This is a genomic window from Pseudomonas sp. NFACC46-3 (assembly GCF_900114515.1).
Taxonomy (GTDB): Bacteria; Pseudomonadota; Gammaproteobacteria; order Pseudomonadales; family Pseudomonadaceae; genus Aquipseudomonas; species Aquipseudomonas fluorescens_Q.
Genome location: NZ_FOTH01000002.1, coordinates 362112 through 387336, shown reverse-complemented (window position 1 = coordinate 387336; position 25225 = coordinate 362112). Strand labels below are relative to the sequence as shown.

At 62.9% G+C, this 25225-nt stretch carries 21 protein-coding genes; 6 read left to right on the top strand and 15 right to left on the bottom strand.

Annotated features, from left to right (window positions below):
• Positions 1–5: 5 nt before the first annotated feature.
• The 10 genes from BM300_RS05440 to BM300_RS05395 are packed head-to-tail and all read right to left on the bottom strand — an operon-like array spanning position 6 to position 11029.
• Positions 6–1142, bottom strand: a complete 1137-nt coding sequence (locus tag BM300_RS05440; RefSeq protein WP_092462255.1) for a glycosyltransferase family 2 protein — start codon at positions 1140–1142, stop codon at positions 6–8.
• Positions 1135–2094 carry a glycosyltransferase gene (locus tag BM300_RS05435; RefSeq protein ID WP_092222611.1) on the bottom strand — a complete coding sequence of 320 codons (960 nt, stop codon included), beginning with the start codon at positions 2092–2094 and terminating at the stop codon, positions 1135–1137. The genes BM300_RS05440 and BM300_RS05435 overlap by 8 nt, the downstream gene beginning before the upstream one ends.
• On the bottom strand, positions 2091–3461 hold the full coding sequence (locus BM300_RS05430) for an O-antigen ligase family protein (protein WP_092222614.1): 1371 nt from the start codon (positions 3459–3461) through the stop codon (positions 2091–2093). The genes BM300_RS05435 and BM300_RS05430 overlap by 4 nt, the downstream gene beginning before the upstream one ends.
• Positions 3458–4561 (bottom strand): glycosyltransferase family 4 protein, encoded by a 1104-nt coding sequence (locus BM300_RS05425; protein ID WP_092144330.1) that lies wholly within the window; start codon positions 4559–4561, stop codon positions 3458–3460. The genes BM300_RS05430 and BM300_RS05425 overlap by 4 nt, the downstream gene beginning before the upstream one ends.
• A complete protein-coding gene (locus BM300_RS05420; protein ID WP_092462253.1) occupies positions 4558–6150 on the bottom strand; it encodes a GumC family protein in 1593 nt (530 codons plus the stop codon). The genes BM300_RS05425 and BM300_RS05420 overlap by 4 nt, the downstream gene beginning before the upstream one ends.
• A 17-nt stretch (positions 6151–6167) precedes the next feature.
• Positions 6168–7190 carry a polysaccharide biosynthesis/export family protein gene (locus tag BM300_RS05415; RefSeq protein WP_046063509.1) on the bottom strand — a complete coding sequence of 341 codons (1023 nt, stop codon included), beginning with the start codon at positions 7188–7190 and terminating at the stop codon, positions 6168–6170.
• Between the two features lie 20 nt (positions 7191–7210).
• Positions 7211–7855, bottom strand: a complete 645-nt coding sequence (locus tag BM300_RS05410) for a CpsD/CapB family tyrosine-protein kinase (RefSeq protein ID WP_063320360.1) — start codon at positions 7853–7855, stop codon at positions 7211–7213.
• Entirely contained in the window at positions 7856–8602 is a 747-nt protein-coding gene (locus tag BM300_RS05405) for a sugar transferase (protein ID WP_092144334.1), read from the bottom strand.
• The gene (locus BM300_RS05400; protein ID WP_092462252.1) at positions 8589–9668 is read right to left on the bottom strand and encodes an NAD-dependent epimerase; all 1080 of its coding nucleotides are present in this window, start codon (positions 9666–9668) and stop codon (positions 8589–8591) included. The genes BM300_RS05405 and BM300_RS05400 overlap by 14 nt, the downstream gene beginning before the upstream one ends.
• Positions 9665–11029 carry a UDP-glucose dehydrogenase family protein gene (locus tag BM300_RS05395; RefSeq protein WP_063320363.1) on the bottom strand — a complete coding sequence of 455 codons (1365 nt, stop codon included), beginning with the start codon at positions 11027–11029 and terminating at the stop codon, positions 9665–9667. The genes BM300_RS05400 and BM300_RS05395 overlap by 4 nt, the downstream gene beginning before the upstream one ends.
• A gap of 376 nt (positions 11030–11405) precedes the next feature.
• Here BM300_RS05395 and BM300_RS05390 point away from each other — a divergent pair, with 376 nt between their 5' ends.
• The 6 genes from BM300_RS05390 (at position 11406) to BM300_RS30985 (ending at position 18701) form a co-directional block, all read left to right on the top strand.
• Positions 11406–13103, top strand: a complete 1698-nt coding sequence (locus tag BM300_RS05390) for a sulfatase-like hydrolase/transferase (protein ID WP_092144338.1) — start codon at positions 11406–11408, stop codon at positions 13101–13103.
• Between the two features lie 885 nt (positions 13104–13988).
• On the top strand, positions 13989–14657 hold the full coding sequence (locus BM300_RS05380) for an ABC transporter ATP-binding protein (RefSeq protein WP_092462251.1): 669 nt from the start codon (positions 13989–13991) through the stop codon (positions 14655–14657).
• Positions 14657–17125: an ABC transporter permease gene (locus tag BM300_RS05375; protein ID WP_092348211.1), complete on the top strand. Its 2469-nt coding sequence runs from the start codon at positions 14657–14659 to the stop codon at positions 17123–17125. Before BM300_RS05380 ends, BM300_RS05375 begins: the two co-directional genes overlap by 1 nt.
• Positions 17115–18188 carry a lipocalin-like domain-containing protein gene (locus BM300_RS05370; RefSeq protein ID WP_092462249.1) on the top strand — a complete coding sequence of 358 codons (1074 nt, stop codon included), beginning with the start codon at positions 17115–17117 and terminating at the stop codon, positions 18186–18188. The genes BM300_RS05375 and BM300_RS05370 overlap by 11 nt, the downstream gene beginning before the upstream one ends.
• Positions 18189–18253: 65 nt before the next feature.
• Positions 18254–18496 (top strand): hypothetical protein, encoded by a 243-nt coding sequence (locus tag BM300_RS05365; RefSeq protein WP_072339792.1) that lies wholly within the window; start codon positions 18254–18256, stop codon positions 18494–18496.
• Between the two features lie 31 nt (positions 18497–18527).
• On the top strand, positions 18528–18701 hold the full coding sequence (locus BM300_RS30985) for a hypothetical protein (protein ID WP_170862016.1): 174 nt from the start codon (positions 18528–18530) through the stop codon (positions 18699–18701).
• A gap of 219 nt (positions 18702–18920) precedes the next feature.
• Here BM300_RS30985 and BM300_RS05360 read toward each other — a convergent pair whose 3' ends face one another.
• The 5 genes from BM300_RS05360 to glcD all read right to left on the bottom strand — a co-directional run bounded on the left by BM300_RS05360 (position 18921) and on the right by glcD (position 25142).
• Positions 18921–19439 (bottom strand): Hcp family type VI secretion system effector, encoded by a 519-nt coding sequence (locus tag BM300_RS05360; RefSeq protein WP_063320369.1) that lies wholly within the window; start codon positions 19437–19439, stop codon positions 18921–18923.
• A gap of 297 nt (positions 19440–19736) precedes the next feature.
• The gene (locus BM300_RS05355) at positions 19737–21113 is read right to left on the bottom strand and encodes a 2-oxoadipate dioxygenase/decarboxylase HglS (RefSeq protein ID WP_092462248.1); all 1377 of its coding nucleotides are present in this window, start codon (positions 21111–21113) and stop codon (positions 19737–19739) included.
• 88 nt (positions 21114–21201) lie between these two features.
• Positions 21202–22422, bottom strand: coding sequence for a glycolate oxidase subunit GlcF (glcF, locus tag BM300_RS05350; RefSeq protein WP_092462246.1), 1221 nt, complete (start codon positions 22420–22422; stop codon positions 21202–21204).
• Positions 22423–22584: 162 nt separating this feature from the next.
• Positions 22585–23643, bottom strand: coding sequence for a glycolate oxidase subunit GlcE (gene glcE / locus BM300_RS05345; protein WP_092144350.1), 1059 nt, complete (start codon positions 23641–23643; stop codon positions 22585–22587).
• Positions 23643–25142 carry a glycolate oxidase subunit GlcD gene (glcD, locus tag BM300_RS05340; protein WP_092462245.1) on the bottom strand — a complete coding sequence of 500 codons (1500 nt, stop codon included), beginning with the start codon at positions 25140–25142 and terminating at the stop codon, positions 23643–23645. The genes glcE and glcD overlap by 1 nt, the downstream gene beginning before the upstream one ends.
• Between the last annotated feature and the right edge of the window lie 83 nt (positions 25143–25225).

Genomic DNA, 25225 nt, shown 5'->3' with positions numbered 1-25225 from the left:
CCTCCTCAGCGGTTCTGTTCGGGGTTCCACTGGCTGTAGCGCTGGCCCCGCAGGAACTGCCAGAGCCCGATGCTCATGCCCGCCAGCGTCACCAGCACGAATGCGGCCAGGCGAAAGGGCCGGGGCAGGCGGTGGCGCGCGTCCATCAACCCGATCAGCGCCATGGCGTAACCGAGCAGTTGCGCCACCAGGCTCAGGCGATAGAACGGATGGTCGTTCCACAGCCAGGCATTGCTCAGCAAGAGCGGCAGCAGCAACACCGGCGCCAGGCGGCGGATCAACTTGTGGCTGATCAAGCCGATGGCGTAGAGCCCATGGCGCAGTGGGTTGAGCAGTTCCCGGCGCTGAGCCAGGCTCTGCAACCCGCCAACGGTGACCCGCTGGCGTCGGCGAAATTGCTTGTCGGCTTCGTCCACGCCCTGGTCGGTCACCCGGGCCATGGGGGCATAGACGATGGACTTGCCGGCAGCTGGCGCGCAGGTGCTGAGGAAAAAGTCATCGTTGACCTGGGCCGGTATCGGTTGGAACAGCACCCGGCGCAGGGCCAACAGCGCGCCGTCGGCCGAGACCATGCAACCGGTGCGACTCTCCACCCGACGCAACCAGCCTTCGTAATGGCGATACAGGCTGTCGCCCAGGCTCAGGCCCTTGCCCGGCACCGGGATTTCCATGTGCCCGGCGCAAGCGCCGACTTCTGGATCGCCCAAGGGCGCCAGCAGATGGCTGAGGGTGTCGTTGGCCCATTGGTTATCGGCGTCGGTGAACACCAGGATCTCGCCGTGGCTGTGGGCGACACCGGTATTGAGGGCGGCAGCCTTGCCTTGGCGCGGCAGGTCGAGCACGGTGATGCGCGGGTCGATCACCTTGCGTGCGCAGGCCACTGTGTTGTCGGTGGAGCCGTCGCTGGCGAGGATGATTCGCAATGAATGGGCCCGATAGTCCTGGGCCAGCAAGGTGCGCAACTTGTCCTCGATGTGCCGCGCCTCGTTGTGGGCGGCAATGACGATGCTCACGTCCATCGGAAGCGCCTTGCCGTAGCGCCGCACCGGAAACAGCGGCGCCAGCAGGCTCAACATCAAGGGATAACCGAGGTAGGCGTACACCGGCAGCAACAGGCACGACCAGTAAATGAATTCAGCCACGGGCAGGTCTCCTGGCATTCCAATGACACAGATTGAGCAGCAGTGCGGCACCGGTCAGGTGCAGGCGCACCCCATGCAAGGCCCACAGTTGAAGCGTCAGGCGCAGGTCGCGCCGACTCTGGCGCAGGCTGAGGAACAAGGCCGGCAGCGAGGTGATCAGCAACAGCATCAGCGCCAGACGCAGCTGCCCCTGCAGCAGCGCCACCAACGTCAGCAAATCCAAGCCCCAGGCGCCAATGGACAGCGCCGGGAAGCGCAGCAGGCGCAGGCTCGGACCATGGCTGCGCAGCAGCTGCAAATGACTGCCCTGGCGCCACAGCTCTTTGCTCATCCACTCGCGCCAACTGCCTTCGTAGCCCCAATGCAAGGCCACGCTTTCATTGACCAGCAACAGCTGCGCTCCGGCCTGGCGCAGGCGCCAGGAGAAGTCCTTGTCTTCACCGGTGCGCAGGCTCTCGTCGAAGCCGCCGACCCGTTCGAACCAACGGCGGCGCATCAACAGGTTGGCGCTGGGCAGCCACTGCACCCGATGCAGGAGACGTGATGCCGGGCGTTGGCTGCGGCGCTGCCAGGCTTCGGCGAACCACGGTGCCTGCCGGGGCGTGTCCAGGTCCAGGCCCAGCACATCGCCCTGGTGGCCTTCGAGCTCCAGCAACAGCTTGAGCCAGTCGGCCGGCATTTCGATGTCGGCGTCGATGAACGCCAGCCAGTCGCCGCTGGCGACGGCGGCACCGCGGTTGCGCAGGGCGCCGATGTGCACGCCGGGTACGATCAGCACCCGCGCGCCCAACTCATTGGCGATGCGCGGGCCAGCGTCGTCGGAACCGTTGTCCACCACGATCAATTCGCACTCCAGCTGCGCCTGGCGCGCGGCTTCCTGCGCAGCCAACAGCGTGCGGCCGATGTGACGCGCCTCGTTGTACATCGGGATCACAATGCTGACCCGGCTCATGGGCGAGCCTCCAGTGGCGCGGCCCGTTCGGCGTCGTAGCGCAACACGCTGGTGAGGGCGAGCATGATCCACAGCAACTTGTGGTTCGGCGCACTGAGAAACATCAGGAACAACGCCAGCGAAAGGAAACTCATGCCCAGGTGCGTCAGCAGGTCGGCTTGCGCCCAGTCCCGGCGTTGCAGCCAGAGGCGTCGGGCATGCAGCAGGTTGTACAGGCCAAGGCCAATCATGCCGACGAACATCAGCCCGCCCGGCACGCCGATTTCGCTGAAGATTTCCAGGTAGGTGTTATGGGCCCGGCGATACAGATCCCCCAGCTTGCGGTTGGCCGAGAACGCCTTGGCATAGCCGGTGGGCGCGTAGTGCAGGGGAAAGGTTCCGGGCCCTGACCCGAGTATCGGGTTCTCGCGGATCATCTGGCTGCCGACCAGGATGTACGAGGCGCGGCGGCCCAGGGACTCGTCCTTGTGGGCGCTGGCGCCGGCACTGAGGATGCTCAATGACTGGATGCGGGCGACGTAGCCGGCCGGCATCACGGCGATTGCCAGGGGAATGATGATCGCCAGCCCGAGCATGGCGAAACCCAGGTGCCGTGGGCGGATACGCGGCAACTGCGCGCGGTAGTGATACAGCCCGATCATCAGGCTGAGCAACAGCACCACCAGTCCGGAGCGCGACTCGGTCTTGGTCATGCCACCGAGCAACAGGATGAACCCTGCGCTCCAGAACAATCGGTGCAACAGGTTCGGACTGCGCAGCACCAGCCACAAGGCCAGCGGTACGGTGAACGCAATCAACAGGGCAAAGACGTTGGGGTCTTCCAGCAGGCCGGAAGCGCGGCCCTGATCCTGATATTGGGCCGAGAACATGGCGAGCACGCACGTGGTGGAGACGCTCACCGTCATCAGGCGGGCGAACAGGTCCAGGTTCAGTTCGCGACCGATCAGCAGGGTGATCACGAAGAGAATCAGCCCCACCGTCAGCTCTCGCAGGTGGGTCAGGGACAGGTCCATGTTTTCCGAGAGCAACAGACTCAGGCCATAGAGCACCATGAAGCCGATCAGCGGCTTCCAGATATTGCTGCGCAAGCGTGTCGCAGGAATCTGGTGCACCGCCAGTTGCAGCATCAAGATCAGGATCAGCGCCAGGCCAAGGAACTTGCTGCCGGAAAACGCGCTGTCCTTGAACAGGCCTTCGAATGGCACCAGCGCGGCAATGCCCAGCAAACCCCAGCCGGGCTTGCGGTACAGCAGGGCGACGCCGACCAGGCCGAGCACCGCGCCCGGTGCCAGGAACGGATAAGGGCTGGCCAGCAACGCCAGGCACACAAGGCCCAGCAGGCTGACGATCGAGAGCGGGACAATCATGAGCGAGCCTCCCGTGCCGTGCGGATGTAAAGCTGCGACCAGCATTCGGCCAGCGTGCGCAGGTCGTAGCGGTCCCGTTGGGTACGGCGTGCGTTATCGGCCAGGATCCGCGCCAGGGGCGGTTCGCTGAACAGTGTTTCGATCTGCGCTGCCAGTTCCGCGCTGTTGGCCGGTGCCGCGAGCAGGCCGTTATGACGGTCCTGCAATACGTCGGGAATGCCGCCGACGCCGAACGCCACCACCGGCACGCCGGCCTGCATGGCTTCGAGCAGAATCATCGGGGTGCCTTCGGTGCGCGAACTGATCACCAGGGCGTCGAGGCGACTCCACCAGGCGTTCATGTCGGTCTGGTAGCCTGGCAATTCGATACGCGTGGGCAGTCCGGCGTCGGTGATGCGCTTGAGCAGCGCCTGGCGCTCAGGGCCGTCGCCGAGCATCACCGCGTGCAGCGATGCATGCTTCTGGCACAGCGGAATCATGGCGTCGAGAAACAGGTCAGGACCTTTCTCGCTGCTCAAGCGGCCGACGTAGCCGACCCGCCAGCGTTGCTTGTCGGCGCGATGGGCCAGCGGCGTGCTGGCCGCTGGCAGGCCGTTGGGAATGACGTCGAGTTTTTCCGCCTGCACGCTGGCTCGGCGATGCAGCGTGGCGATGCTCTCGGCCACGCAGACGACCCGCTTGACCGAGGCGGTGCGGCACAGTTGCAGGCTCAGCCAGGTATAGAAGCGCTGCTTGGGGCTTCGTGGGGTGAAGCCATGCTGGGTAATCACCAGCGGCAGGCCCAGCAGCGTGGCGGCGGACCAGCCGAACAACAGCCCCTTGAAGTTGTGGGTGTTGATCAGCGGCCGCTCGTCCCGGCGCTGGCGCAAGTGCTGCAACAACTCGGCCCAACTGGCGCAATGACGGCAATCGACCCCGGCCTGGCGAAAACGCTTGATCAAGGTGGGGGGCGCCGCCAGGAACAGCACCTGGTGCTGCCCAGGCGTCGCCAGGCAATGATCGAGCAGCATCCGCTCGGCCCCATAGAAGCCGCCGCTGTCGAGCAGATGAATGATCGACAGGGGACTGCTGTGGCGGGTCGGGCCGAACGGCGCGTTCAATTTCGCACCCAATGGACAAGGCTGGGCAGGCTCCAGTTGCGGTGCGGGTTGACCTTGTCGGGGGACTGCTCGTTGATGACCAACAGCACCGGCACATCCAGTTGCTGGGTGATTTGCGCTGGATGCTTGAAGCGATGGTCGAAGAACTCACGCACATAGACCAGGGCAATCGCCAGCAGCAGGCCGCTGAACATGCCGAAGACAATGATCAGCATCGGCTTGGGAAAGGCCGCAGCGGTTGGTTCGAACGGCGGGCTCAGGACCCGGGCGTTGGACAGGTCGTTGTCCAGCGAACGCGCGGTGCTGGCTTCGGCGAACCGTTGGGCGTAGGTGGAGAAGGCCGCATGCAGGGCGTTGATCTCGGTGTCCATCTGCCGCAGCTTGCTCTGGGTTTCCTGCAATTGATGGATGCGCTGCTTGAAGGCGGCGATGCGTTCGATCTTCTGATTGATCACCGAACTGACCACCGCCAGATCGGTGGTGCGTTCCTGAATGCGGTTGTTCACCACCTTCAGGAACTGCTGGCGCGTGCGGACGATCTGTTCCCGGGCCAGCAGCATCGGTTCGCTGCTGGGCTGGAAGATCGCCAGGTCATTCATGTAGCGGCTGACCTGGCTGGTCAGTTGCTCGCCCAGCTGTCTGATTTCCCGGTCTTCGAAGGCAATGTTGTCCACGGTGGTGGTGAAGGTGAACGGGAAGGTGTAGTCGTTGAACCGCGAGCTGTTCGCCGCCGCGAGACTGGTCTTGAGGTAATCGAGCCAGCGTTGGCTTTGCAGCAGGCGATCCTGGTACAGGTTCAGGGCCTGCTCTTCGGTATTGATGGCGTTCAGGCGGAAGGTGACTTCTTCCTTGGGATCGGACGATCCGATGTTTTCAAGCAGCCCGAGCCGGTTGCTTTCCAGGCCGTCGAGACGGGTCTGGTACTGGGCTTTCTTCTGCTCATAGAACGTCTGCGGCAGTTCGATCGATTGCAGGTCCTGGCGGCTGCTGAGGTAGTTCTGCAGCAGTTGCGCCACGAACCGGGTGCCCTGGGCCGGGTCGCCGAAACTGTAGACGATGGAGATGACGTTGGAGCCGGGCAGGGTCTCGATCTTCAGGTTTTCGATGGCCTCGTCGGTCAGCGTATCGAGCACGGTGTCGCGCACCGGATCGACTTCCAGCCCCAGACCATCGCGCAGGGGGTTGATGACGTACTCGCGCAGTGGCTGGGTGATGTAGCGCTTGAGCGGCTCGCTCACCCATTTGTTGAGGATGCCCGGGCTGGGGGTGTATTCGCCCTGGTCGCGCAGGGTGCTGATGGTCTGCCGGATCAACGCTGGCGAGCGCAGGATATTGCTTTCGGTTTCCATGTCCGCCAGGGACGGCGGGATGAAGGTCGCGTTTTCCTGGTTCAGCGACGTGGTGGCGTCGCCCTGGGAGAGTTTTTTCGACTGGACGATCACCTGGGCGGTGATATCGAAGCTCTGCTTGAGCATCAACGGCAGCACCAGGGCGATCACGGCGAAAATCAGGAAGATACGCTTCACCCACTGCTTGTTGGCGAAGAAGATCCTGAAGAACTCGTGCAGATAGTTTTCCTTGGGGTTCATGATCGGTCACCTGAGTTTCAGTTGTCGCTGCCTTTGTTGTCGACGCGGTAGCCGAAGCCGAACCCCACGCCCTGGAACAGCACTACGTCGGCCAGTTGCCTGGCCGTTTCGCCGGCTTTGGCCAGTCCGGTCTTGGGCACGTACAACATGTCCTCCGGCTGCAGGTAGGCGATCTGCGAGGCGTCGCCGCTCAAGGCCTTTTCCACGTCGTAGTGACGGGCTTCGACCTGGTTGCCGTTGCGGCGCATGATCATCACCGAGTCGAGCCGGGCCTTGACGTTCGTGCCACGGGCCAGGGTCAGGGCTTCGAGAACCGAGATCGGCCGGCGGATCGCATAGGCGCCGGGTTGGGCCACTTCACCGAGTACATAGATCTCGTTGCCGGCGGTGGACTTGAGCAGCACATCCACGGTCATGTGGCCGGGCAGTTGGGCGTAGCGCTCGTTGAGGAAGGTCTCCAGCTGGGTGACGGTCATGCCTTGCAACGGCACCGAGCCAATTTCCGGGAAGCTGGCGTAGCCATCCCGGCCCACGATGATTTCCCGACTCATGCCCGTGGCCGGGTGGGTCAGGGTGTTGCGCAGGTTCGCCTCGCCGGAGAGCGGGCTGGTCACCAGGACGGTCAATTGGTTGCGATTGGGTTGGAACAGCATCTTCTGGTCATAGGCACGCTGCACCGCCAGGCGCGCCTCGTCGGTGGTCAATCCGGCGACTTTCACCGAAGTGTTGGCGCCCGGCAGTTCGATGGTGCCGTCGGGCATCACTTGTTGCGTGCCATTGAGCTGGCTGGCGGCGGTGAAGTTCAGGGCAACCTGGTCGCCCGGTTGCACTCGATACGCCTGGGAGGAGGTCGTGCCGATGTGGAATATCACATCCAGCACATCCTGGGGCCGCAAGGTCTGTTCGACCTTCGGCATGTCGGTGGCCTGGGCATTGGCCGGCGCAGCCGTGAGGATCTGCACCGGCATCGAGCGGGTATCGCTGGTACTGGAGCAACCGGCAAGCGGCAGCAACAGCAGGACAAGCATTCTGGCGTTCATCTCGTCATCCTTTTGCAGGCTTACAGGTTGTTGTAGAGCCACTTGGGCATGTAGTACTTGCGGCGATTGAACACGCTGCCCACCACTTTCGCGCCGGCCTGGGACAGGCGCTGGCGGGCGGCCTGGGCCACTTCCCAGCGGGTGTCTTCACCACGCACCACCAGCACCACGCCGTCGACCTGGGTGCTGAGCACCAGTGTGTCGCTGGCCGAATACACCGCGTCGGCGTCGATCACCACAAAGCGGTATTGCGCCGCCAGTTGCCTGAACAGTGGGCGCAGTCGTTCGGGGCTCAAGCGTTCGGCATTGCGGCCCAGGCGCCCGTGGGGCAACACGTCGAAGGGCAGGCTGGACGCCTGCACCACGCAGTCCTGCAGCAAGGGCGGGGCGAGGCTGTTGAACAACAGATCGGTAAAACCGCGCTCCTTGTGCAACGACAGTTGCTGGCTGAGGTTGCGCGGTGACTGGCTGGCATCCACCAGCAGTACGCGACCGTTGCTCATCTGCGCCAGTTGAGCGGCCAGCGCCATCGCGCTGGTGCTGGTTCCGGTGCCGGTGTTGGCGGACGTCAAGAGCAGGATCCGCAGGGAAGGGTCGAGCACGGTCGAGGTCAGGTTGGTCTCGCTCGGGCTGGCTATGGTCAGGATATTGGTTGAACCGTCCATTTAACTCGCTCCGTGGCCGCTGAACACTTTGAAGGGGGTAATCATCAGGATCTTCAAATCCAGCCACAGGCTTTGTTCAGCGATATAGCTGAGGTCCAATTCCACACGCTGGTCGAAGTCGATATTGCTGCGCCCGGAGATCTGCCAAAGGCCGGTCATGCCGGGGTAGATGCTCAGGCGCACAAGATGGTTGTCCTTGTAGCGATAGGCGTTGAACGAGGTCGGCCGGGGGCCCACCAGGCGCATGTCGCCGGTCACTACATTGATCAGGTTCGGTAGTTCGTCGAGGCTGCTGCGTCGCAGGAACCGGCCGATGGGCGTGATGCGCGGATCGTTGTCGATCTTGAAGTCGATGGCATCGGCGCCGTGTTTGTTGAGGTGGCGCAGCGACTCCTTGAGCGCCTCGGCATCGGCCACCATGGTGCGGAACTTGTACATGCCGAAGACTCGGCCGCGATACCCGGTGCGCTTTTGCACGAACAGCACGGGACCGGGGCTGGAGAACTTGACCAGCAGCGCCAGGCCCAGCAGCAGCGGGCATAACAGCAGCAGGATCGCCAGCGCGCCGAGGCAGGCCACCACGCGATTGGTGCGCGAGACCGTCCAGGGCCGGCCGCCGTCGCGACCGGTCAACCAACCTCGACCCTGGCGGTGGATGGCCGCGTCCAGGCGCCTGCGGTGGTCGGGATCGACACGCTTGTCGCGTCCAGGGGCGTTGATCTCGATGACTTGCTCATGTCGGGTCATGGATTCCTCCGCTGAGGTTGGGCCGCAAGCGTTCAGTTGCGAGCGGTGCGTGGGCAGGCTGTGCGTAGTAATCGAGGAACCACCGGATGAAGCGGCCCAGGCCGTCGTCCAGTTCGATACACGGCTTGAAACCGGTGGCCTGTGTCAGGTCGCTGGCATCGGCGCAGGTGTTGAGCACATCTCCTGCTTGCAGGGGGAGCAGTTCGATGCGGGCGGTTTGTCCCAGGTGCTTTTCCAGCAGTGCGACATAGGTGCGCAGCGCCACCGGGTGCTGCCCGCCGATGTTGTAGATCCGCCAGGGCGCACGGCTGGTGGCCGGGTCCGGTTGTTCGTGATCCAACAGGGGCGTGACCTGGGGCGCACGGTCGAGCAGGCGGGCGATGCTTTCGACGATGTCGTCGATGTAGGTGAAATCGCGTTGGTGCTCGCCGTGATTGAACAGCTGCAGCACACGGTCTTCGACGATGGCGCGGGCAAACTGGATCGGCGACATGTCTGGCCGGCCCCAAGGGCCGTACACCGTGAAGAAGCGCAGGCCGGTGCAGGGAATGCCGAACAGGTGGCTGTAGCTGTGGGCCATCAGTTCGTTGGCTTTTTTGCTGGCCGCGTACAGCGACAGCGGATGGTCGACGTTGTCCTGCACCGAATAAGGCGTGCGCGAATTGGCGCCGTATACCGAGCTTGAGGAGGCGTAGATCAGGTGCTTGACCGGATAGCGGCGGCAGTTTTCCAGAATATTGAGGAACCCGGTGATGTTGCTGTCGACATAGGCCTGTGGTTTTTCCAGCGAGTAGCGCACGCCCGCTTGGGCGGCAAGGTGAATCACTACGTCCGGGCGCCGGGCCTGGAACAGTTCATCGATGGCCGGCGCGTCGACCAGATCGATCCGCGCCAGGGGAAATTCGCCGGCCTGCTCGTTCACCCAGGTCACGCGGTCGTGCTTGAGCTGCGGGTCGTAGTAGTCGTTGAAATTGTCCAGCCCGCACACCCGATGGCCGTCGCGCAGCAGTCGCAGCACGACGTGGGCGCCGATGAAACCGGCCGCGCCGGTGACCAGGATGTTCATGCTTGCGGTCCGGGTAGCGGGGTGCCCGGCACGGTGTGCCGCAGCCCGATACCGCGATACAGCAGTCCGGCGGCGGCCAGGTGTTCGGGGTTGTACAGGTTGCGGCCATCGATGATCACCCGGGCGCGCAACTTGCTGGCCAACAGGTCGAAGTCCACCACGCGAAAATTCTTCCACTCGGTGCAGATCACCAGGGCGTCGGCGTCTTCCAGGGTGTCGTCGCGGGTGGCGCAGAGGTTCAGGTCCTTGCGATAGCCGTAGAGGCGCCGGCATTCGGACATGGCTTCCGGGTCATAGGCGTGGACGCGGGCGCCTTCGCGCCACAGCGCTTCCATCAGGTAGCGGCTGGGGGCTTCGCGCATGTCATCGGTGTTGGGCTTGAATGCCAGGCCCCAGATGGCAATCGATTTGCCGGCCAGGCCCTCCTGGAATTGCGTTGCCAGTTTCTCGAAAAGGATGTGCCGCTGGCTGTCGTTGACGTCGGTGACGCTGCGCAACAAGCGCAGTGGCATGCCGCTCTGTTCGGCGGTGTGTAGCAAGGCCCGCAGGTCTTTGGGAAAGCATGAGCCGCCAAAACCGCAGCCGGGGTAGATGAAGTGGTAACCGATGCGTGGGTCCGAGCCGATGCCTTTGCGCACGGCTTCGATGTCGGCGCCCAGCCGTTCGGTGAGGTTGGCCAGTTCGTTCATGAAGCTGATGCGGGTGGCGAGCATGGCATTGGCGGCGTACTTGGTCAGTTCGGCGCTGCGGTTGTCCATGAACATCAGTTTTTCGTGGTTGCGGCAAAAGGGCGCGTAGAGCTCCGTCATCTGGTCGCGGGCCAGCGGGTCGGCGGTGCCGATGATGATCCGGTCGGGGCGCATGCAATCGGCCAGCGCACTGCCTTCCTTGAGGAACTCGGGATTGGACACCACGCGTACGTTCAACTGTTTCAGGCCCCGCTGCGCCAGCGCCTGGCGGGCGCATTCGGCCACCTTGTCGGCCGTGCCCACCGGCACCGTGGATTTGATGACCAGGGTGCGGTCGCTGTCCATGAAGTCGGCGATTTGCCGGGTGACGGCCAGCACATGGCTCAGGTCTGCCGAGCCGTCTTCATCGGCGGGGGTGCCGACGGCGATGAAAATCAGCTCGCCATGATTGACTGCGTCGCTGGCCTGGGAGCTGAACGACAAGCGTCCTTCCTTGATGTTGTCTTCGAGCAAGCTGGACAGCCCCGGCTCGCTGATGGTCGGTACGGCCTGTTGCAGTTGCCGGATTTTGTTCGGGTCGATATCGATGCACAAAACGCGATGTCCGACGTCGGCCATGGCGGCGGCCTGGATCAGCCCGACATACCCCGTACCAAATACACTCACGTCCATTTTTGGCGCGCCTCGCAAACCGAATGATGTAACTCGGATGAAACTGTTTAGAGGGGTATAGCGCAGCTTCAGAAAAGCGTGTCAGCAAAATGACAGTTGTCAGTGTTGGCAATTCAAGTGAAGTCGGGCCTTTTGATATCAAGTCCTTGACTGTCTTAGTAAAGTGGCTGTTTTATTGGGCTTTACGGGGATTTGACAAAGCGATAAACGGTAGTAATCCATAGATTTTTACATTCTGTGACGTATTTTCGTGTCATTTTTGGGGTAACTTTTTTTTGACGCGTGCTTCGGATGAAGCATTTCTTGCGCTTTGAAAATCGGCTGCTAACGTGCAGGAACGAAGTGCTTTGGATACGGCGATCTGGTCGAGGAAAACATGGCCCGTTACCTCAAGGAACTGCTGCTGGTTCTGTACCTGCTCAAGGGATACGACTATTACCTCGACCGTCTCACCGCGTTGGGCCTGGGGTTCGCAACGTTGCTGTTCGGCGCCATGTTCACGGTGCTGGTGCTGGCGCTGTGGATGAGTGCCTACATACGCCAGACCCTGGTGAGGCATGTGTTTGCCTTGGCGATGTTTGTTTCAGCGGTGTTTTTCGAGGTGTACACCCGGGTCACGGACAGTTACCTGACCTATAGCCAGTTCGTTTCGCTGGTGTACTCGGGGGGATTTATCCAGGAGGCGGCTTATCAGTACCGCGACGTGATTATCCGCGCGGTGATCAGCGGCTTGCTGCTGTTATTCGGCATCGCGCTCAAGCCTCGGCGGTCGGTGCGGTTGCCCGGTTATTTGCCGATAGCGGCGCCGGTGCTGGGCATGTTGTTGCTCAGTGGCGTGTTGTTCGTGCGGGCGGGCGAGGGCGCGCGCGGCCTGCCGGTGATGTACACGCCGTTGGCCTATTTGAATCTGTTTGCCTACGAGTCCTTGCACAGCACCATCGGTCCCCGGGAGCCGGTCACCCTGGTGCGACGGTCGTCTTTGATCGAGCAGGATATCGTGCTGATCATCGATGAGAGCATTGGCGGCAATTACCTGGATATCAACGCGCCATTCGGCGTGCACACCGGGCTGAAGACGCCGCCGGAGGGCGTGGACATCTTCAATTTCGGTTATGCGGCCTCCATCGCCAATTGCAGTGCCGACACCAACGTCACCCTGCGCTATGGCGGCACGCGCGCCGACTACATACGCATCAACAGCACCCGGCCGTCGATTTGGCAATATGCCAAAAAGGCGGGTTTGCGTACCGTCTACATCGACGCCCAGCGCACTGGTGGCTACCTGCAAAACCTGATGACCGAGCTGGAAAAACAGGACATCGACGAATTCGTCCAATTCGACCAGGCCAGCGTGCGCGACCGTGACATGGCGGCTGCGGCGAAGTTGATCGAACTGCTGGGCGACAACCAGGCCGAACTGGTGGTGATCAACAAGGTGGGGGCGCATTTCCCGGTACACGACAAATACCCCGACGACTTCATGAACTACCGCCCGGCCTTGCCGCGAGGGCAGTTCCAGGAGGTGGCCGACACCGCTAGCCGCGATGGCTTCAACGGCCAGAAAGATGACTGGTTGCTGTATCGCAATGCTTACCAGAACACCTTGCTGTGGAACGTCGGCGAGTTCTTCAAGCGAATCTTCCAGCAGGCCGATTTGAGCCATGCCGTGCTGATCTACACCTCCGACCACGGCCAGGACCTGCACGAGCGTGGCAACCCCGGGCTCAACACCCATTGCGGCGGTGACCCGGTGGCGGAGGAGGGGTTGGTGCCGTTGGTAGTGATCCAGGGCAGCCAATTGCACACCCTTGATTGGCGTGATGCCTGGGCCCGGAACAAGGACCGTTCGAGCCACTACAACATCTTCCCGACGCTGTTGCAGTTGATGGGTTACGACCCGGCCGGGGTTGAATCGGCCTATGGGAAATCCCTGAGCCAACCAACCGATGATGATTTCACTTTCAACTATCGCTTTAATGCACGGTTGGGGGCCAAGCCGGCTTGGAAACACATCGACTTGGGCGACATCGTGACACCGCAGTCCGGCCAGGTTGAGATGGCGGTGGGGCGTTGACTGGAGCTGAGTTCTTGTTGATTGAGTACATATCCATTGCTGCGGTAACGGCCACTTAGGGTTTCGCCCTGACGGCGACTCACTTTTTTTCAAACGCCAAAAAAAGTAAGCAAAAAAGGCTTGCCCCGCCACTCGGCACCTCGCCTAGGCTCGGTGTGCCCTCACTCCGGCATTGCTCCGTGGGCCGCCGCGAAGGGCCATCCATGGCCCAGCGCGGCTATCCCGGCATCCATGCCGGGATGCCCACTGCGCAATGCCTGCGTTCGGCCATCGTGGTTAACGGGGCGCCGAGATCAAAATCCAAAGCAACAGCAACAGCAACAGCAACAGCAACAGCAACAGCAACAGCAACAGCAACAGCAACAGCAACAGCGAGGAAAATGCCGGCATCTATGTGGCTGAGCCACCGCTATCGCGAGCAAGCCCGCTCCCACAGGAGAAACGCGGTCCCACCAAGAACCAGGTCGGCTATCAGGCCGCCTCGCGATGGACGTTGATCTCGGCGCCCCGTTAACCACGCTGGCCGAACGCAGGTATTGTGGAGTGGGCATCCCGGCATGTATGCCGGGTTAGCCGCGCTGGGCCATGGATGGCCCTTCGCGGCGGGCCCACGGAGCAATGCCGGAGTGAGGGCACACCGAGCCTAGGCGAGGTGCCGAGTGGTGGGGCAGAGGCGCTTTGGTTACTTTCGCGCTTTTCGAAAGTGACCCGCCGTCAGGGCGGAACCCTAAGTCGCCGTTACCGCAGCAACGGATATACACCCCCATCCGACAAGCAAATACCAAGGTTCACCAGCGAAATGGGGACGCACAGCTGTATTGGCCGATGGGGCCCATCACTCAACTCCGCTATCCTGAACCTCAAGTCCACCCGTCGAGCCTTTCCATGCTTGAAGTCCGCCAAGTGCACAAAAGCTATCCCACGCCTCAGGGCCCATTGCCAGTGCTGCAAGGCATCGATCTGACACTGATGCCCGGCAGCAGTCTGGCGCTGATGGGGGAGTCGGGCAGTGGCAAGAGCACCCTGCTGCACCTGGTCGCTGGGCTGGACAAGGTCGATCGCGGCAGCATCCGCAGTGGCGAACATCGGCTCGACGGCATGAGCGAAAGCCAATTGGCGAATTGGCGACGCACGGAAATCGGCCTGGTATTCCAGCAGTTCAACCTCATCAGCAGCTTGTCGGTGGAGGACAACCTGGCGTTCCAGGCGCGTCTGTGCGGCCGTCATGACGCAGCGTGGCAAGCCCATCTGGTACAGCGGCTCGGGCTTTCAGGGCTGTTGCGGCGTTATCCCGAGCAACTGTCCGGCGGCCAGCAACAGCGGGTAGCGCTGGGGCGGGCATTGGCTTCGCGACCGCCCTTGTTGCTGGCCGATGAACCCACCGGCAGCCTCGACGAAGCCACCAGCGACGAAGTCCTGCAACTGCTACTGGAACTGCTGGAGGGCAGCCCCACCAGCCTGCTGATGGTGACCCACAGTCCACGGGTGGCAGCTCGCCTGGCCCAGCGCGTGGTATTGCACGGCGGGCAGTTGGCGCAGGTGACCCAGGGGTGATGATTTTTCGCCAGACCCTCAAGGCCCTGCTCAGCCATTGGCGCCAACACCCGGTGCAATTCTTCAGCGTGCTGACCGGCCTGTGGCTGGCAACCAGCCTGCTCACTGGCGTGCAAGCGCTGAACAGTCAGGCCCGGGACAGCTACGCTCGGGCCAGCCAATTGATCGGCGGCGAACCCCAGGCCAGCCTCAGTGCACCCGGTGGTGGCACCTTCCCCCAGCAATGGTTTGTCGAGCTGCGGCGTCAGGGCTGGCCGGTGTCGCCAGTGTTGCAGGCTCGGGTGCTGCTCAAGGACCACGAGGATCAGCGCCTGCAACTGACCGGCATCGACCCGGTGTCGCTGCCGCCCGGTGCCGCGCTGGCGGGGCAGGCGCGGGAGATGACTGAGGTGGTGGCGTTCTTTACCGACCCCGGCCGCACCTGGATCGCCCCGCAAACCTTGCAAGCCCTGGGGCTGACCGAGGGCGACCGACCCCGGAGTGTCGATGGGCAAACCCTGCCGCCGTTGCATGCCCAGGAGGACATGGCGCCGGGCGTGCTGTTGATGGACATCGGTTTTGCCCAACAGGTACTCGGGTTGCCGGAGCAACTGTCGCGACTGTTGTTGCCCGCCACGTTCAGTGCCGCATTACCGGAAGCGTTCACCGGTCGCCTGCAACTCAAGCACGCCGATGAAGAAAACAACCTGTCGCGCCTGACCGAAAGTTTTCACCTGAACCTTGATGCCTTGGGGTTTTTATCCTTCGTGGTGGGACTGTTCATCGTTCACGCGGCCATCGGCCTGGCCCTGGAGCAACGCCGCAGTCTGTTGCGGACCCTGCGCGCCTGTGGTGTCAGTGCGCGGGTGCTGGTCACCAGCCTGACCATCGAACTGGGCGCGTTGGCCTTGCTGGGCGGGATCGCCGGGGTGCTCAGCGGCTATTGGCTGGCGAGCCTGTTGTTGCCCGATGTCGCGGCGAGCCTGCGAGGTTTGTATGGCGCCGAAGTGGCCGGGCACTTGAACCTCAGCCCATGGTGGTGGTTCAGCGGTGTCGGCTTGAGTCTGCTCGGTGCGCTGCTGGCCGGGGCTGACAGTCTTTTGCGGGCGGCGCGCCTGCCCTTGCTGGCGCTGGCCAACCCCCAGGCCTGGCATCAGGCCCATGCCCGATGGCTGCGACGCCAGGGTTGGGTGGCGACGGTGGCGGCATTGATTGCCGCATCGGCGTTGATCTGGGGCGACAGCCTGGCCAGTGGTTTTGTCCTGATGACCGCCTTGTTGCTGGGCGCGGCGCTGGCCTTGCCGGTGTTGCTCAACAGCGCGCTGAAGCGGTTGTCGAGGCGCAGCCGCTCGGTGCTCGGGCAGTGGTTTCTTGCCGATTGCCGCCAGCAATTGCCGACATTGAGCCTGGCGCTGATGGCATTGTTGCTGGCGCTCGCGGCCAATATCGGCGCCGGCAGCATGACCGCCGGCTTTCGCCAGACCTTCAGCAACTGGCTCGAACAACGGTTGACCGCCGAGTTGTATATCAACCCGCAGACCCCGGCCCAGGCGGACGAACTGCACGCTTGGCTCAAGCAACAACCGGCGATCACTGCCGTCGTTCCCCTCTGGCAAGTCTCGGTCCCGTTGCAGGGCTGGCCGACGGATATCCACGGCATCATCGATCACCCCCACTATCGACAGCATTGGCCGCTGCTGGAATCGGCCGGCGACAAGCCGTGGGAGCAACTGGCCGCCGCCGACACCCTCATGCTCAGCGAACAACTGGCACGGCGTCTCAAGGTGAGTACCGGCGATCAGTTGACCCTGCCGACACCCCAGGGGCCATGGGCACTGCGCATCGTTGGCATCTACGCCGACTACGGCAATCCCAAGGGCCATGTGCTGGTCAACGTCGATCACTTGCTGGCGCACTGGCCGAACCTGACGCCGAACCGTTTTAACCTGCGCATCGAACCGTCCGCGATCCCGGCGCTACTGACAGCGTTGCAAGACCGGTTCAGCCTGGATGACAGCCGCATCGTCGACCAGGCCCGGCTCAAGGGCTGGTCGACCCAGGTGTTCGAGCGAACCTTCGCCGCCACCGCTGCCCTCAACAGCCTGACCCTGGCGGTGGCCGGGGTGGCGTTGTTCATCAGTCTGCTGACCCAGAGCCAGAGTCGCCTCGCTCAGTTGGCGCCGCTGTGGGCGCTGGGGGTGACGCGTCGGCAGTTGATGCTGCTCAACCTCGGCCAGACCTGGCTGCTGGCGCTGCTGACCTTGGTCCTGGCGTTGCCGCTGGGCATCGCCCTGGCCTGGTGCCTGGACACGGTGATCAACGTGCAGGCTTTCGGTTGGCGCCTGCCATTGCGGGTGTTCCCGTTGCAATTGGTGCAATTGCTGGCCCTGGCGATGCTCGCCACGCTGCTGGCATCGGCCTGGCCGCTGTATGCGTTGTACCGCACGCAGCCGGCGGATTTGCTGAGGACCTTTGCCCATGAAGATTAGAGTCGGCGTGTTGTTGCTGCTGGCGTTGCTCAGCGGTTGTGATGACTCCGCGCCAGCGCAAAAGGGCTTTGCCGGCCTCGGCGACCAGGCTGTGGCCTTCACTCCGGTGGTGCCTGGGCGGGTATTCAGTTTCCCCGCCGACCACGGGACTCATGAAGGTTTTCGTATCGAGTGGTGGTACGTCACCGCCAATCTCAAGGATGCCCAGGGGCATGAGTTCGGCGTGCAATGGACGTTGTTTCGCAGCGCCTTGAATGCCGCGCCCCAGGCCGGCGGCTGGCGCAACCAGACGATCTGGCTCGGCCACGCGGCGGTCACATCCGCCACCGTGCACCATGCCGCCGAACGTTATGCACGAGGCGGGGTGGGGCAGGCCGGGGTACGGACGACACCCTTCGAGGCCTGGATCGACGACTGGCGCTTCGGCACTCGAACGACGGGCGTCGACCCGCTGGCGGATATGCAATTGCAGGCCCGGGACCCGCGCTTCAGCTATGCATTGCGGCTGACGTCGAGCCGGCCGCTGGTGTTGCAGGGCGATCAAGGTTTCAGCCAGAAATCCGAACAGGAGCAGGCGTCGTACTACTACAGCCAGCCGTTCTTCCAGGCCAGCGGTGAATTGGAAATCGATGGCCAGCGTTACGCGGTCAGCGGCCCGGCCTGGCTCGACCGAGAATGGAGCAGCCAGCCCCTGAGTGCAAACCAGACTGGCTGGGACTGGTTTTCCCTGCACTTGGACAACGGCGAGCACCTGATGCTCTACCGCATGCGCCACAAGGACGGCGCGCCGTATCTCACGGGCACCTGGATCGACGCCCAGGGCCAAGCGCAAACCCTGCACGCCGGGCAGATCAGCCTGGCGCCACTGGAAAGCGCCAAGGTCGCCGGGCGGTCGATGCCGGTGCGCTGGTCGATCAAGATCCCTGCCAGGCAGCTCGACGTGACGACCCAACCCTTGAACCCCAACGCCTGGATGAACTTGCAGATTCCTTATTGGGAAGGGCCGGTGCGATTGAACGGTAGCCACGTCGGCAACGGCTACCTGGAAATGACCGGCTACTGAGAATCGCCGGAACTCCCCACGAATCTCAGCCCTCATACCTTATGAATGCCTCGCAGGAGCCCGTCATGAGCGATGACCTCAAACCTCCGTCGCTGGCTGATTGGCAGCGGCTGTTCGACGACAAGGCCTATTGGCAACAATCACCCGACGTTCATTTCACCGAGCTGATGCGGGTGGCCGATGATCTGTTTGGCCAGGGAGCTATCGACCTGGCGCAGTGGCAGGCGCTGAAGACCAAGGCTGAGCAACTGCACCAGCGCTCCCCCGATGCCAACGTCGCTGAAGAAGTCGCTGACCCTGATGCCTGATTGCCAGGCTTGAACAACCAAGGAGTTCGTCATGAACCACCGTTCCGATCAAACGCCGCACAACCCTGACGAGCCGGCGATGCCTGGCGAAGTGGAACGCGACAACGACGCCTTGCGCCCCAACGATCCCGCCAAGCGCAAACAGCAGCAGGGGGATGCGGAAGCGGGAGAGACCGATGCGCAGAAAACTGGCCGGCGTGGTTGAGGTGGCGCATCAAGGATGAATAATTATTTAAATGGACTCGCGGAAATATCCTGCAAGTTCCACTAATATTGTGCCGTTCGCCCAGTGTCAGGCTCTTTACCAGTGCATGGATTGCCGAGGCCGTCGCACTGGGCGAACACCTCTGAGGGAAAATATCCCTGTTTACTTCAATGCACATCGGCCAGCAGGACTGGCCGGTGCATTGACGAGTGCGCGGACTTAACCGGCGGCCGGTGCACGCCAGTCATCGACGCCCAGCGTGCTGCAGGCTATGTGATTCCAGGTGATCTTGCGGTACGAGAAGTGCACATCTTGCAAGTGAGTGAAATGTGAATTTGCCGGGTCTTGGCAGTTGAGCATGTAGTCCTTGATTTCGACGATAATCGCGTCCTCCAGCGTAGTGGTGTAGTAATGCTCTTGGGTTCCGGAGGCTGAAGTGCGGTACCACTTGATTTCAACTTTGGCCAGGGTTTCGCCGCGGCAGAGGACTTCCTGCAGCATCGGTGAGGTTCTGTCAAAGACTTTAGTGATGACCAAGGGTTGGTGTATGCGTTGACCAGTTGGCTGACCGGACTGGGGGTCTCGTGGAATGGTCACCTGATGCTGGAAACCTTGCACCATGATTTCGTCTTTATGACCTTCCTGATAAATGTTACCCACCGAGTCGGCGGTAAACGCCTTCTCGGTCAGTAATATTTGACTGTTGTCTGTAATGGTCATGTACGCGGGGGTAGCCAATGGATGCTCTCCTTCCTGGATAACGATGGGGCCTGGGACTGGATTCGCCCGAGGTGGCCTGACGATTATCAAGAGCTATGCCATTTTAAAAAAAACTTTAAATATCAATAAGTTGATTTTGTATCGGGCTGATCCTTCCTCCAAACAGACCAGAAAGCGCTCAAAGACTTGCCCGGCCCATTGCAGTGCCTCGCGGTTCCACCAGGCACCGCGATGCCCGGGTCGGCAGGCCAAGAAAGGCGCGCCGCGTGCATGCCTCTCAGGCAGTTTTTTGCCGTTTTGTCCTTCGGCTTATTCCTACACGCCCAATGCAGCCCTGCACTCATCGATGGATCGCTGTTGCGTCTGGGCGTACAGCTGCAACTCATCGATGGTCGCCCGCCCCAGCGCTGCTTCAAAGGCGTGGCGATTGGACTGCCCGGCGTAGTGGCTCTGGGCAGCATCGCCAAGGTTCGACTGGAAAATGCCGGCGGCGCTGACCGGCAGGAAGTCTTCATACACCAAGGGTTCGGCACGCAGGTATTGCTGCTCCAACAGGCGTTCCAGCGAGGCCGTGCGCTCGACGCTGCCCTTGGCGGCGAGGCCCTTGGGCGTCACGAAATAACGGAAGTACGCCAGTGCTTCTCGACGCAGCTCATCGTGGTTGTCGGGGAATTGGGCAAAGTGCTCGCTCATCAGCGTGTTGTAGTGTTCGGCGTTGGCCTCGTTGGGGAAATCCCCCAACGCATCCCGCGCAGCGTTGAGCAATCGATCGTAGAGCGCACGACCCTTGGGCGTGAGGGCGGCGCCGCGTTGCTCGATTTCGCCAAAGCGAGCGCTGTGGCTGCCTTGGGATTGTGATTGATCGGTGAAGCTGACCGGCTCATCGAGGGCCTTGAAGCTGGTCTGGCGCAGCAGGATCGGGCATTGGCGGCGAGGCGGGCCTTCGATCACGGCTTTGGGCGTGATGCCGTGCACGGGCATCCGGGCCTGGACGATGTCGATGTCCAGGGTGCGCGGTGTCAGGTGATTGATGTGTGGGCCCTTGAACGCCACCACATCGGCGATCAACCGATGCTGGGCGCTCAGTTGCCGGTACTGTTCGGCGGTGACCGTGGCGCTGTGGTGCCAGCGAAAGGTTTCCAGGGCTTGTAGGACGAAGTCCTCAGCCTGGGACTCGCTCAGGCCACCCTGGTATTCGGCCTGTTCGATGAGCTCAAGGGCCCTGGGGGTGAAGATCTGCCGTTTATCCAACACCGATTCGGCAAAGGCCCGAAGCTCGGCGTGCTCGATCAGTTCCAGGCGCAGCAGCGAGGTAAACACCCGGAACGGGCTGATCTGCAACGCGCTTTCGTGCACGGCGCGGAAGGCGGTGGAATGCACCGGCACCCCGGCAGGCGTGAGGTCGTAGTAGCCCACCGGCTGCATGCCCATGACCGCGAACAGACGCCCCAGGGTCGCCAGCTCGGCGGCGGTGCCGACGCGGATCGCGCCGTGGCGTTCCAGGTCCAGGCGTTCGAGTTCGCCGGTGCTGCGCAGGTGTGCGGCCAGGATCGGGTCTTCGGCCAGCACCTGGGCGTTGGTGTGCTCCACCAGCTTCATCAGGGCGCCATACAGCGGCACCTCGTCGCGGTACATGTCAGACATCGCTCTAGAGAAGCGTTGGCGGATCAGGTCGGGGCTGACGAAGCTCATCGTAAGAATTCCTGGCGAGGGCTGTGGGAAAGTTGGACGAAAGATCGCAGCCTTCGCCGGCCCCGGCAAACGAAGAATCTTCAGGACTTCATTCTGCCAGGGACTGATCCACCAGATCGATCCAGTGCCGCACGGGCGTGCGACCGGCGCCGTCGAGGTGGTTCTGGCAGCCGACGTTGGCGGTGACGATCAGCTCCGGCTGGCCACTTTCCAGCGCATTGAGGCGGTTGTCGCGCAATTGCCGCGCCAGGGCGGGCTGGGTCAGCGAATAGGTGCCGGCCGAGCCGCAACACAAATGGCCGTCGGGCACCTCGGTGAGGTTGAAACCCAGCCGCGTCAGCAGTGCCTCGATGCTGCCGCCGAGTTTCTGCGCGTGCTGCAAGGTGCAGGGGCAATGCACGGCAATGCGCTGGTTCCTGGCCGCGCAGATCTGTTCCAGCGGTTCCTTGCCGAGCACTTGCACCAGGTCCTGGGCCCGTTCACTCACCTGCTTGGCCTTGGCGGCATAGGCAGGGTCGTGCTCCAGCAGGTGCCCGTAGTCCTTGATGAATGCGCCGCAGCCGCTGGCGGTCTGGACGATGGCTTCAGCACCGTTTTCCAGGTGCGGCCACCAGGCGTCGATGTTCTGTCGGGCGCGGTCCAGTCCTGTAGCCTGGGCATCGAGGTGATACTCCAGCGCACCGCAGCAGCCGGCCTGCGCACAGGGGATCACGCTGATGCCGAGTCGATCCAGCACCCGTGCTGCCGAGGCATTGGTGTTGGGCGACAGGCCCGGTTGCACGCAACCTTCGAGCATCAACACCGTACGCCGATGCCGCAGAGGCGGGCGTTCGCCGTGAGACGGGGAAGGGCGGGGCAACTTGGCGGTCAGGTTCGCCGGCAGCAACGGACGGAAGACCGCGCCAAGACGCAGCAGGGCCTTGAACCGCTCGGGGCTGGCGGCCAGGCTTCGCAGCCCCAGGCGCAGCGCACGTTGGTCGGCGGGGCGCGGTACGGCTTGGTCGACCACCGCCCGGCCGATGTCCAGCAGGTTGTGGTAATCCACACCGGACGGGCAGGTGGTTTCGCAGTTGCGACACGACAGGCAGCGATCCAGGTGCAACTGGGTGCTGGCTGTCGCCGGCTGGCCTTCGAGCACTTGCTTGATCAGGTAGATGCGTCCGCGCGGGCCGTCCAGTTCATCGCCGAGCAATTGGTAAGTGGGGCAGGTGGCGTTGCAGAAACCGCAATGCACGCAACTGCGCAGGATCCGTTCGGCTTCTTCGGCGCGGGGCAGGTTTTTGCTTTCCTCACTGAAGCGAGTCTGCATAGCTAGTGTCCTGTATCACAAATGCTGTTCCTTTTTGACGGCGTCTGTTGTCGTCATGCTGCGTTGCCGCTCCTCGCCATCGCGAGCTATGACGCGTCGCGGCGCCTTGCCTGACGACAACAGCCACTCGTCAAAAAAGGAGCGCATTTGCGACACAGCGCACTAAAGCTCCGGGTACATCCGACCAGGGTTGAACAGTCCCAGGGGATCGAGCTGGGCCTTGAGTTGCCGGTGATAGCGCAGCAGCGCCGGGGCCAGTGGCTGGAACGGTGTGTCGCTGGCACCCTGACGATAGCAGGTGGCATGGCCGCCGACTTCATGGGCCAGGGCTTGCACCGTGTCGGCCTCGGTTTTCACCCAGCGTTGGGCACCGGCCCAGTCGATCAGTTGCGCGCCCGGCAGGGTGAGCGGCCCGGTATGGTTGGGCAGCGACAGGCGCCACAGCGGCACGCCTTCATCGAAGAAGGCCAACTGATGTTCATTGAGTGCCGTCCAGTATTGATCGTCGATCACCTCGCCACCAAAACGCTGATGAGCGGCGCTGACCGAGCCTTCGCCACCCTCCAGGCGCAGCTGCAGACAGTCGCCGTCATGGCTGGCGGCGCTGACGGGCAGGGGCTGACGGCCCCATTCGGCGAGTTTCCCCAGGGCCTCGGTGCTGTCCAGTTCCAGGCGGATACTCAGGCTGTGACGGGGTTTGGGCAGGACCTTCAAGGAAACTTCGGTGATGACCCCCAGGCAACCGAAACTGCCGGCCAACAGGCGCGACAGATCGTAGCCGGCGACGTTTTTCATCACCTCGCCGCCGAAACGCAACAGCGTGCCGTGGCCACTGATCAGGCGCGTGCCCAGGACGAAGTCGCGCACCGAACCGGCCCATGGGCGACGCGGCCCCGATAGCCCGGCGGCGACCATGCCGCCGACCGTGGCGTCATCGCCAAATGCTGGCGGTTCGCAGGGCAGCCGTTGCCCGGCGGCGTCGAGGGCGGCAAGCAGTTCCCGCAGCGGGGTGCCGGCCCGGGCCGTGATGACCAGTTCGGTGGGGTCGTAGTGGACGATGCCACGATGCACGCGGGTGTCCAGCACTTCGCCAGCCACTTCGCGCCCCAGGAAGGCCTTGCTGTTCGACCCCTGGATTCGCAGCGGCGTGGCGTTGGCCCGGGCGCGATTGACCTGTTCGAGCAGCAGGTCGCTGGCGTCCTGGTCGGCTTCGCGGCTCATCAGAAACGCTCCAGTTCAGGAAACGGCAGTTGCCCGCCATGGATGTGCATGGCACCGAATTCGGCGCAGCGGTGCAGGGTGGGGATGTTCTTGCCGGGGTTGAGCAGGCCTTGGGGATCGAACGCTGCTTTTACCGCGTGGAACAGGTTCAGTTCGTCGCCGTTGAATTGCGTGCACATCTGATTGATTTTTTCCCGGCCCACACCGTGCTCGCCGGTGATGCTGCCGCCCACCTGGACACACAGTTCGAGGATTTTCCCGCCCAGGGTTTCGGCGCGCTCCAGTTCGCCGGGCTGGTTGGCATCGAACAGGATCAGCGGGTGCATGTTGCCGTCGCCGGCGTGAAAGACGTTGGCGACGCGCAGGCCATGCTCGGCACCGAGGCTGGCGATGCGCTGCAGTACCTCGGGCAAGGCGCGTCGCGGGATCGTGCCGTCCATGCAGTAATAATCCGGCGCCAGGCGACCCACCGCCGGGAAGGCGTTCTTGCGCCCGGCCCAGAACCGCAGCCGTTCGGCCTCGTCCCGCGCCTGGCGCACTTCGGTGGCACCGGCCTGCTCCAACACTTGGCGGACCCGTTCACAATCGTCATGGACATCGGCCTCGACCCCATCCAGTTCACACAGCAGGATCGCTTCGGCCTCTACCGGATAGCCGGCGTGGATGAAGTCCTCGGCGGCGCGGATCGCCAGGTTGTCCATCATTTCCAGGCCGCCGGGAATGATCCCGGCGGCGATGATGTCGGCCACCGCTCGCCCGGCCTTGTCCACCGAATCGAAACTGGCCAGCAGCACCTTGGCGACCTGGGGCCGGGGCAGCAATTTGACCGTCACTTCGGTGATCACCCCCAGCAAACCTTCGGAACCGGTGAACAGCGCCAGCAAGTCCAGGCCCGGCGAGTCCAGGGCTTCGCTGCCGAGGGTCAGGCGTTCGCCTTCGATGGTGAGGATTTCCAGTTTCAACAGGTTGTGCACCGTCAGGCCGTACTTGAGGCAGTGCACGCCACCGGCGTTTTCCGCGACATTGCCGCCGATGGAACAGGCGATTTGCGATGAGGGATCCGGTGCGTAATACAGCCCGAACGGTGCCGCCGCCTGGGAGATCGCCAGGTTGCGCACACCGGGTTGAAGCCGCGCGGTGCGGGCGTCGGGGTCGATGTGCAGGATCTGGTTGAACCGCGCCATCACCAGCAATACGCCGCTTTCCAGGGGCAGGGCGCCACCGGACAGACCGGTCCCGGCACCCCTGGCGACCACGGGTACATCCAGCCCATGGCAGAGCTTGAGCAGCGCTTGCACCTGCTCGACGCGCCTGGGCAATGCCACCAGCAGGGGCGTGGTGCGGTAGGCCGACAAGCCATCGCATTCATAGGGCTTGAGGTCTTCCTCCTGGTGCAGGATGTCCAGGTCCGGAATCTGTGCCTGCAAGGCTTGAAGCAGGGCCTGTTTGTCCACCTTGGGCAAGGGGCCGTCGAGGTGTTCGTCGTAGAGGATGTTCATGAAGTCGATACCTCTGGGTCGGCTGGAATCCCTGTGGGAGCTTGCTTGCGATGGCGGTGGGGCAGCTTGCATCCCCCGTTGAA